We start from the raw sequence: 11,700 nt of genomic DNA on the forward strand, positions 1-11,700 counted from the left end.
AGGCGATCGGCACGGCGGCGACTCGGCGGAACGGGACGCCGCAGAGCCTACGCAGCCGGTAACCGCCGCGCTAGAGATAACCGCCGGACGCACTAACGGCGACGGCGAACCCGGAGAGACGTCAGAGCGTCGCCAGCACCTCTTTGGCAGCGGCGACGGTGGCGTCGATCAATTCTTCGGTGTGGGCGGCGGAGACGAACATCGCCTCGTACTGGCTGCACGGCAGGTAGACGCCACGGTCGAGCATGCCGTGGAAGTACTTGGCGAAGCGTTCCACGTCGCTCTTCTGGGCGTCCATCAGGTTCTCCACCGGCCCCTCCGTGAAGAACAGGGTGAGCATCGATCCGACCCGCTGCACGCAGGCCTCCACGCCGGAGTTCTCGATCGCGTCCGTCAGCCCGGCTTCGAGCCGGGCGGCGAGATTCTCCAGTCGTTCGTAGACGTCTCCGTCCCGCAACGCTTTCAGCGTGGCGATCCCGCAGGCCATCGCGACCGGGTTCCCGCTCAGCGTGCCGGCCTGGTAGACGCTGCCGACCGGGGAGACGTGCTGCATCACCTCCGCCGACCCGCCGTAGGCGCCGACCGGCATGCCGCCGCCGATCACCTTGCCCAGCATCGTCAGATCCGGCGTCACGCCGAACCGGGCCTGGGCCCCGCCGTAGGCGACCCGGAAGCCGCACATCACTTCGTCGAAGGCCAGCAGGGCGCCGTGCTTTGCGGTCAGGTCGCGGAGAGCGGTCAAAAACTCCTCGGTGGGCGTGACGACGCCCATGTTCCCGCAGACCGGTTCGAGGAAGACGCCGGCGATGCCGTCCGGATACTTCTTGAAGGCGGTTTCGAGCTGCTCCGGATTGTTGTAGTCGAGGACGATCGTGTCCTGCGTGCAGCCGGCGGGCACGCCGGGGCTGGAGGGGTGGCCGAGCGTCAGGGCGCCGCTGCCGGCGGAGACCAGCAGGGAATCGACGTGCCCGTGGTAGTTCCCGGCGAACTTCACCACCTTGTCCCGGCCGGTGGCGCCGCGGGCCAACCGGACGGCGCTCATGCCGGCCTCGGTGCCGCTGTTGGTCATGCGGACCTGTCCGACGGAGGGCACGGCCTCCACGACGAGTTCCGCCAGTTCGGTTTCGGCCGGGGTGGGGGCGCCGAAGGAGGTGCTGCGGGTGAGGGCGTCGGCGATCGCCTCCATGACGGCCGGGTGACGGTGGCCGAGGATGTGCGGCCCCCAGCTGCCGACGAAGTCGACGTAGCGGTTACCGTCGACATCCGTCAGCCACGGCCCCTCGCCGCTGGCCATGTGCACCGGCGTCCCGCCGACCGCCCCGAAGGCCCGGGCCGGGCTGTTCACCCCGCCGGGGATGACCTTCTGGGCGCGAGCGAAGGCGGCGTCGGACTGCGGGCGGGAAGACGTGTCGGCGAGCATGGAGTTAGCGAAGCTTCAAGGACCAAGAATTCAAGAACCAAAGCGGCGTCCGCCGCCGATTGCCAGCCGTTCAGGGCGTTTGGTTCTTGGATTCTTGCGTCTTGGAATTTCCGCTCCCGCGGCTCTGCCGGAACAGCCAAGCCACCAGCCCGTCCGGGGTGCCGTAGGCGGGGGTCCAGCTGTCGTGGCCGACGCCGGGGTATTCGACGTAAATCGGAGAGCCGCCCGCGGCGACCACCGCGGCGACCATCTCCCGGCTGCGTTCGACCGGCACCGCGTTGTCCTCGTCGCCGTGGGCGACCCACAGCGGGAGGTCCTTCAACTGGGCCGCCTTCTCCGTGTTGCCGGCGCCGCAGATAGGGGCCGCGGCGGTCCAGAAGTCCGGCTCGCGGGTCGTCCAGTCCCAGGTGCCGTAGCCGCCCATCGACAGGCCGGTGAGGTACAGCCGGTCCCGGTCGATCGGAAACTCCTCCAGCGAGTCGTGCACCAGCTCCCGCACGGCGGCCAGCGGGTCGGTCATTTCGCCGGAGTCCTCGCCGGTCCGCCAGTCGAGGCTGCCCCAACGCTCCTCGCTGGGGCACTGCGGGGCGAGGATGAAGCAGGGGAACCGTTCCCGGTACTCTTCGGACAGCATTGCCGGGAAGAAGTGCTTCGCCAGCACGGCCGGGTCCGAGCCGCGCTCGCCGGCGCCGTGCAGGAACACGACCAGCGGGTATTTCTCGCCCTCTTTCACCTCCTTCGGGCGAACCAGCAGGTGCTTGTACTCGGTTCCGTCGGCCCCCTGGTGGGAACGCACCTCGATCGCCTCCGGCAGGTCGGCCCCCGCTTGGAGGGCGGACGGGGCGTTGGCGGGGAGAACGGACATCAGCAGAGCGGCGGCAAGCATCGGGAGCGTCGAGCGGGGTTCGGGCGAACCGACGCATCTTGACCCTTCGAACGCGACGGAACTAGCGTCGCCGCGTGTCTTCCGCCCGCCTGACGTCACGAGTCGTCGCCGCCCTGGGGGCCTGCGCCGGCCTCTGCGCGGCCGTCTCCGCCTTCGCCCAAACCCCCGCCGGCCCGGAGCGCCCCCGGGTGCTCGTGCTGACCGGCGGGGAGGTCTACGGCGGGCTCGTCACCGAGTACAGCTTCGGGGTGAAGGTCCGCAGCGCGAACGGCTCCATCGTGCTGCCGTCCGACCGCATCCAGGTGAACGCGGCGAGCCTCGACGAGGCGTACCTGCAACTGCGGAGCGACGTGGACGACGACGACGCCGCCGGTCACGCGCAGCTCGCGCGCTGGTGCCTCTCCAACCGCCTGCCGTACCGCAGCCGGGAGGAGTTGCTCACGGCGTTGCAACTGGAACCGGACCGTGACGACTGGGCCCGCACGCTGCGGCGGGTGGAAACAATGATCGCCGCCGCCGGCGGGGCCGTCCCCGCGTCGACCGGCGGGAAGTCCGGCGTCGTGCCGGCCTCCCACGAGACGAACTCTCCCGGCGCCGCCCCGGCCACGGCGACGGCCGTGGGCCTTTCCCCCGAAACCCTGCGGGCCTTCACCGGGCAGGTCGAACGCGTCCTGCTGACCCGCTGCGGGAACGCCGGCTGCCACGGGGGCACGGACGCCGGGGCCTTTCAACTCACGAACCCGTCGCGGTCGGCGATCACCACGCGGCAGAACCTCGCGGCGTCGCTGGCGTGGGTCGGCGACGGCGGGAACCTCAGTTCGCCGTTGCTGACGGCCTGCGTGGACCGCCCGGACCGTCGCGGCCGCACGCCGTTTCTGGTGCAGGGCGGGCCGGCCTCGCGGGCGCTGCTGGCGGCGTGGGTGGCCCGGGTCGCCGCGGAGCGGCCGGACCTCGCCGCCCGCCACGCCGCCCCGTCGCCCAGCGGGCAAAACCGGCACGTTCCGGAAAGTTTGCCCGATTCCGGTGAAGCGGCTCCGGCGTCACGACCGATCCGACCCGACACGTTCGACCCTGCGGAGTTCAACCGAACCTTCGCCGCCCCGGCCGCCCCCCGTTCGGCCGCGACGCCCCCGTCCGCCCCGCCCGCGGCCGCGGCGCCTCCCCCGATTCCCCCTTCCGCGGACCTGCCGGAATGATCTCCGCGACTCCCCCCGCCGCTTCGCCCGGCCCGTACCCGGCCCGGCGCCTGCCGTTCCGTCGCACCGTCCTGGCGGCGACGTTGGCGGGCTGCTGCGCCACGGTCGGCTGTCAGGGAAGCGGCGGCCCGTTGGCCCTGCTGAAGCGGGGCGGGGCGACGCCGGAGGCCCGGGTGGTCGACGACCCGTTCAACGCCGCGGAGGCCGCCCTGGCCTCCGCCGCCCCCTCCGGGGCCGGCGACGAGGGCCGGGTGAGCCTCGGCGGCGGAGCCGTTCGCACCGCCGCGCTGGACGGCGCCCGCACCGCGGCCCGCCCGGCGGGCGGCGTGACCCGCGTCGATCCCTCGACGCCCCCGCGGACCGCCCCGGGGCGCTGGAAGGCCGGCGAGGGCAGCGACTCCGAGGTCGGCGCCGCCAAGGTCACGCTGACCGGCGGGGCCTTCGCCGCCTCGGACGCCCCCGCCCCCGCCGCCCGGGTGACGCCCGCCGCCGCCCAGCGGCCCGCCGCCCGTTCTAAAACTGCCGCGACCGCTCCCGCCGCCGCCCCGACGGCCGCCCCGAAAACCGCCGCCGCGGCCCCGCCGCAGGAGGACGTCGACTGGGGCGCCGAGATGGCCGCGTTTGCGGAGCAGGCCGCCGAGACGCCGGAAGAGTCGCCCAAGAGCCCTGCGGAGTCCGCGACTCCCGCCGATGCCCCCGCGACTCCCGATCCGACCGTTCCGAAAGAGTCGGAGAGCGTGACGAAGCCGGCGGCGACCGTGACCGAGAACCTCAGCGACCCGGTCGACCGGGAATCGCTCTCCCACGCCCCGCTGTGGAACGCCGCCGCAGACGAGCCGGCGACGGAACCGGGGGCGCCCGCCGCCGCGGCGCCCGCCCCGAAAGCGGCCGCCGCCGCGGCGCCGGCCAGCCAGAAGACCGAGGACGACGGTTGGCGCTCCCGGTCCGAGAAGGAATCGAAGGCTGAACCGGCGACCGAGATCGACCCGTTCGCCGGTCTGTGACCCGGTTCGTCAGGCGGGGACGGTCGGCTCCCCCGCCGCCCCGAGGTCGAGCCGCCGGACGTTCGGCAGGCGGTCGGTGACGGCGCCGGCGAGATCGCACCAGGCGCCGCAGCGGTCCAGCACCCCGGCGTCCGCGGTCACGGCGACGAACCCGGACGCTCCGTCGTCACGTTCTTCCAGCCGGGCGCCGGGACGCAGCAGGGCGTCGGGGTCCGGCACGCAGGCGGCGGTCCAGCGGCGGGCGCCGGCGACCTTGCGGATCATCGCCGCCAGCCGGCCGCTGTTGGAGACCGGCCGGTCCAGCAGCCAGTGCGCCGCGGCGGGGGCGAGTTCGTCCAGCAGTTCGCGGACGGCCTCCAGCGCCGGCCCCGTCTCCGCGACGCGGCGGTAGTTGCCGTGCATCGAGGCCATATCGCGGGTGACCCCGTCGCGGCCCCGCAGCAGCACGCCCCCGCCCAGCGCCGCCTCGACGGTGGTGACGAGGTTGAACCCGTCGATCCGCAGCGTCTTCCCCGCCAATTCGTGCGGGGCGACCCGACGGGCGGCCCGGTCGGCGAGGGCGTCGTCCGGGCAGGCGGAGCGGAGGACGGCGGTGCGTTGCCGGTCCGTCAGGTCGAAGCGGTCCCCGACCAGCTTCAGCGCCGAGGGGTTCACGTACCCCCGGCTCAGCAGCCAGGAGAGGTGAGCCGTGGCGGTTTGCAGGGCGGGGAGGCGGTCTGCGGCGAAGTGTTCCGCGTCGCGGGGGTGCGGGCCGCGGTGGGTGCGGGTGTCCGGCACGGGCGACGAGGGGGCGGGTCTGCGAAAAAGGAGCTTCAGCGCCGGGTTCAGGACCCCGGGCTCGCGTTGGCGCCGGGGTGGGGGAAGTGGCGCTGGACGACGTCGCGGACGCGTTCGAGGTGGTAGTCCATCTCCGCGGCCAGCCGCTCCCGGGCCGGGCGGCCGTCGGGGCCGCGGGTGTAGCCGAGGCGCCGGGCGAGGAAGGCGAACTCCTCCGTGCCGGCCGGCGGGACGGTGAGGTCCTTCGCGTTCCCCCGCACCACCCGCAGGGCGTTAATGAGTCCTCGGAGGAAGCCGTAGGCGTCCCGCAGGGCGTCGTGATCCGGCGTCGGCAGATGCCCGCCGACGTGCAGGGCCGTCAGGGCGGCCAGCGTGCCGGGCGTCCGCAATTCCGGGTCGGCCCCGCCGTGCTCCCACTGGAGGATCTGGACGAGGTATTCGACGTCCACCAGCCCGCCGGGCGAAAGCTTCGCGTTGACCGTGCCCGGGGTGACGAGCTGGCGAAGCTGCTTCTCCCGCATCGCCAACACCGCGGCGCGGTCGGCGGGGCGGCCGCCGAAGATGAGTTCGTCGCGGAGGGCCAGGATCTCCTTTCCGAACGCCGCGTCCCCGGCGATCGGCCGAAGTTTAATGAGGGCCTGCCGTTCGTACGGCCACGCGGCGCCGCCGGGACCGAAATAATCGGCGAAGGTGTCCTTCCGCACCGCGGCGCTGCCGGCCTGGCCGTAGGGCCGCAGGCGGAAGTCGAGTTCGAAGATGCCCTCCCGCTTGGCTTCGACGGAGTCCTTCAGACGTTTGACGAGTTTATTATAGAACTCGGCGACGCCGATGCCGCCGCGGGCCCCGCCGGTCGTGTCGCCGCCCTCGGCGTAGACCACGAGTAATTCCACGTCGCTGGCGAAGCCCAGTTCCCGCCCGCCGCATTTGCCCAGGGCGCAGACCGCGACGGGAACGGGCTGCCCCTCGGCGTTGCGGGGTTCGCCGTAGTCGGCGATCAGCGATTGCAGGCTCAGCCGCGTCGCCGCGGAGAGGGTGACCTCGGCGATGTCGGTCAGCTCCTCCGCGAACGCGCTGAAGCCCGCCACCCCGCCGGACTTGGTTTTTCCGAGGATGTGCCGCATGTCCGTGCGGAACATCGCCCGGTCTTTAAAGCGGTTCAACGCCCGCCGGGCGGCCTGCCGGGGGCTTTCGCCATCGGCGGGCGGGGCGGCGAGTTCGGCGTTCAATTCCTCTTCTAATTCCTCCCGGGTGCGGCGCCGGTCCAGCGTCTCCGGCGAGGCGACGATCGGGAACAGGTTCTCGTGTTGCAGGCGGAGGAAATCGTGCCAGAGAAAATCGCTGACCCCCAGCACCCCGGCGACGGCCGTCAGCACTTCGCTGCGCCCCAGCCGGGAGGCCTCCTCCACCCAGTCGTCCCGGCGGAACAGGCTTTCGAGCAGTTCGCTGAAGTTCGTCAGCGCCCGCCGCGGGTCCGGGCTGTAGGGCAGCAGGTGGGTGAACTGGCCGACCAGCGCCGTGGCCGCCTTGAGTTCGGCGAGACGGCGGTCGTCGGTGATTTTGAGCCCGCGACGGTCCGTGAGGTGCAGCACGTCCGCGGCCTCGCCGCCGCGGGTGCGGACGGCGATCCGCCGCAGGTCGATCCCGAACAGGGCCAGGGCGTTCGTCAAACCGTACAGCAGGCCGGGCTGGTCGGCGGCCCGCACCCGCAGCACGGTGCAGTCCTCGGCGGCGTTGTTGTCCAGGTCCAGCGTCATCGGCGGGGGCGGCGCCGGCAGGTTCGTCGCGGAGCCTTCGGAGGTCGCCGGCCGCACCGCGGTCGCCACCAGCGCCGCCAGATCCGCCCGGGCGCTGCGGGCCTCCCCGCGGCGGGTGGCCCGCAGCAGGTCGCCCAGTTCGGCGTTGAACTCCTCCCAGGGCGGCGGACCGTCCGCCCCCTCGGCCCGATAGAGAGTGAAGGTCATGATGACGCCGCGGCCCTCCGAGGTGCCGAGCGTCGATTCGCAGAACACGTCCGCGGCGCCGATGTCCCAGCCCCGGGCGAACAGCAGGCCGCACACCGCCGCGAAGTCTCCGCGCTGGTCGAAACAGGCCACCGTCAGCGCCACGCCGGTCGCCCGCCGTTCTTCGGAGAGCGACGGCTCCGCGGCCTCCTCGGGCAGCGGCTCCGCTTTGAGGGCGACGGGACGATCCGGCGTCAGCCCGCCCAGCAACGCCGCGTGCCGAGCGATCTGCTCGGCGGCGAACGTGGTTTTATAACTCGGCGGCATCCGGTCCGCGTGCGGGGCCGCCGGGCCGGCGGCGGGGGAGGCGGAGCCGCCCTCGGCCCCGTCGATCACGTATTTCTTGAACACCGCCCGCACGGCCCGGCAGTGTTCCTCGTAGTGGGCGACGAAGGAGGCGGCGTCCGGGAAATCCAGCCGCCGGGCGAGGTGCCGTAATTCCCGCTCCCCCTCCGGCAGGGCGTGCACCTGCCGGTGGTGCCGCAACTGCAGGGCGTGCTCCACCGTCCGCAGGAAGTGATAGCCGGCGGTGAGGCGGCGATATTCGTCGGCCCACAACAGCCCGTGATCGGCCAGTCGAGCGAGCCCGTTCAGGGTCCCCCGGGCCCGCACGCCGGGCTGCTCCCGGCCGTGCACCAGTTGGAGACACTGCACGGTGAACTCGATGTCCCGGATGCTGCCGGCGCCGCTTTTGACTTCGCCCCAGGTACGGCCGGAAGTTTTCAATCCGTCTTCAATGCGCTTCTTGCTGGCCCGGACGCTTTCCCGCACCTCCTCCGCCGGGGAGCCGTAGATCAGCGGCTCCGCCGCCTTTAAGAAATCGTGACCGAGCGCCAGGTTCCCCGCGATGGGGCGCGCTTTCACGAGGGCCTGGCGTTCCCAGGCCCGGCCGTGCTTGCGGAGGTAATTGAGGTGGGACTCCGGCGTGTTGACCAGCGGCCCGCTGCTGCCCCACGGCCGCAGCCGCATGTCGACCCGATAGAGGAAGCCCTCGCCCGTCGCCTGCGAGAGGGCTTTGATGAGCCGTTGGCCGAGCGTCCAATACTGCGTGGCGTCGCCCTCGGCGAGGAAGGCGAGGTCGATGTCGCTGGAGTAGTTTAATTCCTCCCCGCCGAGTTTGCCGAAGGCCAGCACGCAAAAGCGGTCGGCGTCGACGCCCAGTTCGCCGGCGATCAGGTTCAACCCGGCCTGGGTGAAGCCGTCCGCCAGCAGGGAGAGCTGGGCGGTGACGCTGCGGAGGTCGAGCAGCCCGAACGTGTCGCAGGCGCCGATGCGGAGCAGTTCCCAGTGCTGATAGCTGCGGAGGCCGTCCAGCCGGGCGGCGGGCGACGGCTGCCCGTCCGCCATCGACAGGGCCTCGGTGAGGAAGTCCTCCCGCGACTTGAACGCCGGCAGGCGGCGGTGCTCCGTGAGGCGGCGGAGGTAGTCCGGGTTCCGGATGAGGATGTCGGTGAGGTACTGGCTGCCGACGAACAGCCGCACGAGGATCTCCACCGCCCGGGGGTGGGCGGCGAGGTAGTCGAACAGGGCGTGCGGCGGCTTGTCCCGGCGGTCGGCGGCGGCCCGGACGAACCGCTCGAAGTTCACCAGGCTGGCGTCCGGCGCCGGGGCGCCGGCGAGAGCGGCCAGCAGCGGGGGGAGCACCTTCTCTTTCACCCCGGGGGCGAGGTCGCCGGCGGCGGCGAGGGTCGCGTCGAGTCGGCGGCGGGCGGCGGGCGGGTCGTCGAACGGGACCTCGTCCAGCGGATCGACCGGGGGCGCGTCCGGGACCGCGTCCGGGGGCGGTTCGCCGGAGACGGACCGGGCGAACTCCGCGTCCGGGGCGGGGGGCGGATCGGCGGGGGAGGGGGACGCGGGCATGTCGCACTGGATTCGGGCCCGGCGAGTGTAACGAGCCAACGCCGTTCGCTCTGCCGGCGTACGGAGGAACGCCGCCCCACGGCGGCCGTCGCCGGCCGACGGCGGGAACTGGGGTTCGCCAACCTCTTGGGTTCCCGCAGCGTCCCGTGACCGTTGTTCCCGCCCTGACCGGCCCGGTAGGATGACCGGGTTCCGTAATTCCTCTCAGCCCTGAGAAAGACCTCGCCATGGCGACGCGTTCTAACCGCCGCGACTTCCTGACCACGACCGCCGGCGCCGCCAGCGCCAGCGCCGTGTGGCACGCCGTCGGCCCGTCCCCCGCCTGGGCTCGTCAGGCGACCGCCGACAGCCCGATGCAGCGGATCAACTTCGCCAGCATCGGCGTGGACGGTAAGGGCTCCAGCGACTCCAAAGACGCTGCCGACAAAGCCCAGACTGTCGCCCTGTGCGACGTGGACGACCGCAAACTCCGCAAGAGCAAGGCCCGGCTCAGCGAGCTGGCCCCGGACGCCAAGACCTACGCCGACTTCCGCGAAATGTTCGCGGAGATGGGCGACAAGATCGACGCCGTCACCGTGTCCACCCCGGACCACACCCACGCCCCCGCCTCCGTGATGGCGATGGCGCTGGGCAAGCACTGCTTCACCCAGAAGCCCCTCACCTGGAGCATGCGGGAAGCCCGCGTCCTGCGGGAGCTGGCCGCCGAGAAGGGCGTCTGCACCCAGATGGGCAACCAGGGCACCGCGACCGACGGCCTTCGCGAAGGCGTCGAGGTGATCCGCAGCGGGGCGCTGGGCGAGATCAAAGAGGTCCACGTTTGGACCAACCGCCCGGTGTGGGCCCAGGGCAACGGCCTGCCCAAGACCGAGGACGGCAAGGTGAAGACCGACAAGGTCCCGCCGTACCTCTCCTGGGACCTGTGGCTCGGCCCGGCGCCGTTCCGCCCGTTCACGGAGAACATCTACCACCCGTTCCAGTGGCGCGGCTGGCTGGACTTCGGCACCGGCGCCCTGGGCGACATGGCCTGCCACACCGCCAACATGGTCGTGATGGCCCTGGCCCTGTTCGACGCCGACACCGCCGAGGCCGAGCACAGCGGCATCGTCGAGGGGCAGTACCCCGGCAACAGCAAGATCACCTTCCAGTTCGCCGAACGCGAGGGCATGGACGGCAACACCGTCCCCTCGATGCCGCTCTACTGGTACGACGGCGGCAACAAGCCGGACGCCAGCCTGTTGATGGGCGAGAAGATGGTGAACAGCGGCTCGCTGGTCGTCGGCACCGAGGGCAGCCTGTACAGCCCCAACGACTACGGCGCCCAGTACACGCTGCTCTCCAAGGACGGGGACAAGTTCAAGGGCTACAAGCCGCCCGAGCGGACCCTGCCCCGCAGCCCGGGTCACTTCCAGGAATTTGTCGACGCGATCAAGGCGGGCAAGCCGGAGATGGCCCTGTCCAACTTCGATTACGCCGCCCGCCTCACCGAGACCATCCTGCTGGGCAACGCCGCCCTGCGGGCCGGTCAGAAGGTGGAATGGGACGCCGAGAAGATGGAGTTCACCAACCTGCCCGCCGAAGCCGGCTCCGGTTTGGTCGGCCGCGACTACCGCGAGGGATACACCATCGATCCGAAGGAAGCCGTCGCCAGCCTCTGAGCGACGTCCGCCGAGTCCTTCGGACCCGGAGCAGTTCGACGCCCCCGCCGGTCTCCGGCGGGGGCGTTTTTTCGTGGGCGGCGGTCTTCGTCGTCCCAATCGCGGCGCCAGGCCGGGATCGGCATAGCTTATGAACGACGCCCGCGCGGGGGCTTTGCGGGGCGGCGGGGCGACTGCGGGGGCGAACGTTCCTCGGCGGCGTTGCGACAGCGAAAGCAGGACAAGTTCACGAATCTGCCGCGACCGCGTTCGGCGGCCGCAATCGGAACCGAGTCGGAGCCTCGCTCCGGTGGCGCGGGTCATTCCGCCGGCACGCCCGAATCAAAGTTTGACCGGCCTTCTGACGGCACTTAGCTTCAAGACGTTCGGTCGTTCGTTCGCGAAGGACCGGGCCGCCCGCCGCTCGCCAGCCGCTTCCCATCCCATGAGGGGGTTCGAAGCCGGGCGGCGGAGATCGCAGCCGGGCCGACTGGCGGTCGTTTTTCATCAACCACCCCACTGGAACGCCGTCACGGAAGCCGGTTCCCAGCAGCGCCGGATTCCATGCTCCACGTTTCCCGCAACACGCGTCGTTCGACTGCCGCCGGCGCTCCGCCCGTGCGTGCCGCGGTCGCAGCGGTCGCCGTCGTGGGCGGCCTGTTGTTCGCCCCGGCCGCCGCGCCGGTCGCGCCGGCCGGGCCGGCCGGGGGCGGTTCGCCCGGTTCGTTCGCCGACGCCGCCGCCCTGGCCGACGCGGTCGCCGACGGCCGCAACCTGGAGCGGGCCCGCAAGTGGGCCGAGGCGATCCGCCACTACGACGCCGCTCTGGACCGCTTCGCCCCCGATCGCGACGCCCCCGCCGCCGAGCCGCTCCCCGAGCCGATCCGGGCCCTGACCTACGGCCTGCGGCGGAGCAAGATCCA

General features: G+C 72.0%; 7 protein-coding genes and 1 pseudogene. 4 read left to right on the plus strand and 4 right to left on the minus strand.

Annotated elements, in window-relative coordinates; genetic code table 11:
- Positions 1–121: 121 nt before the first annotated feature.
- On the minus strand, positions 122–1,420 hold the full coding sequence (gene hemL, locus ACG2DA_RS18535; RefSeq protein ID WP_395257574.1) for a glutamate-1-semialdehyde 2,1-aminomutase: 1,299 nt from the start codon (positions 1,418–1,420) through the stop codon (positions 122–124).
- 70 nt (positions 1,421–1,490) lie between these two features.
- Positions 1,491–2,306 (minus strand): dienelactone hydrolase family protein, encoded by an 816-nt coding sequence (locus ACG2DA_RS18540; RefSeq protein WP_395257576.1) that lies wholly within the window; start codon positions 2,304–2,306, stop codon positions 1,491–1,493.
- A 74-nt stretch (positions 2,307–2,380) separates the two neighbouring features.
- On the opposite strand from ACG2DA_RS18540, the gene ACG2DA_RS18545 reads away from it, so the two are divergent.
- Both ACG2DA_RS18545 and ACG2DA_RS18550 read left to right on the plus strand, forming a co-directional pair.
- Positions 2,381–3,502: a hypothetical protein gene (locus tag ACG2DA_RS18545; protein ID WP_395257578.1), complete on the plus strand. Its 1,122-nt coding sequence runs from the start codon at positions 2,381–2,383 to the stop codon at positions 3,500–3,502.
- Positions 3,499–4,506, plus strand: coding sequence for a hypothetical protein (locus ACG2DA_RS18550; RefSeq protein ID WP_395257580.1), 1,008 nt, complete (start codon positions 3,499–3,501; stop codon positions 4,504–4,506). The genes ACG2DA_RS18545 and ACG2DA_RS18550 overlap by 4 nt, the downstream gene beginning before the upstream one ends.
- Positions 4,507–4,515: 9 nt before the next feature.
- On the opposite strand, the gene ACG2DA_RS18555 is transcribed toward ACG2DA_RS18550, so the two are convergent.
- Positions 4,516–5,283 (minus strand): DUF434 domain-containing protein, encoded by a 768-nt coding sequence (locus tag ACG2DA_RS18555; RefSeq protein WP_395257582.1) that lies wholly within the window; start codon positions 5,281–5,283, stop codon positions 4,516–4,518.
- Positions 5,284–5,330: 47 nt separating this feature from the next.
- Positions 5,331–9,143 carry an ACT domain-containing protein gene (locus ACG2DA_RS18560; RefSeq protein ID WP_395257584.1) on the minus strand — a complete coding sequence of 1,271 codons (3,813 nt, stop codon included), beginning with the start codon at positions 9,141–9,143 and terminating at the stop codon, positions 5,331–5,333.
- A 227-nt stretch (positions 9,144–9,370) separates the two neighbouring features.
- Between ACG2DA_RS18560 and ACG2DA_RS18565 the strand changes: the two genes are divergently transcribed.
- Positions 9,371–10,798, plus strand: a complete 1,428-nt coding sequence (locus ACG2DA_RS18565) for a Gfo/Idh/MocA family protein (protein WP_395257586.1) — start codon at positions 9,371–9,373, stop codon at positions 10,796–10,798.
- Positions 10,799–11,341: 543 nt separating this feature from the next.
- Positions 11,342–11,700, plus strand: a pseudogene (locus tag ACG2DA_RS18570) (hypothetical protein); the annotation flags it as partial.

This window comes from Alienimonas sp. DA493 (assembly GCF_043951915.1).
GTDB lineage: Bacteria > Planctomycetota > Planctomycetia > Planctomycetales > Planctomycetaceae > Alienimonas.

Bases quoted from the DNA above. Each gene is read 5' to 3' on its own strand.
- ACG2DA_RS18560 (WP_395257584.1), bottom strand. From the start codon at position 9,143: ATGCCCGCGTCCCCCTCCCCCGCCGATCCGCCCCCCGCCCCGGACGCG.
- hemL (WP_395257574.1), bottom strand. From the start codon at position 1,420: ATGCTCGCCGACACGTCTTCCCGCCCGCAGTCCGACGCCGCCTTCGCT.
- ACG2DA_RS18550 (WP_395257580.1), top strand. From the start codon at position 3,499: ATGATCTCCGCGACTCCCCCCGCCGCTTCGCCCGGCCCGTACCCGGCC.
- ACG2DA_RS18565 (WP_395257586.1), top strand. From the start codon at position 9,371: ATGGCGACGCGTTCTAACCGCCGCGACTTCCTGACCACGACCGCCGGC.
- ACG2DA_RS18540 (WP_395257576.1), bottom strand. From the start codon at position 2,306: ATGCTTGCCGCCGCTCTGCTGATGTCCGTTCTCCCCGCCAACGCCCCG.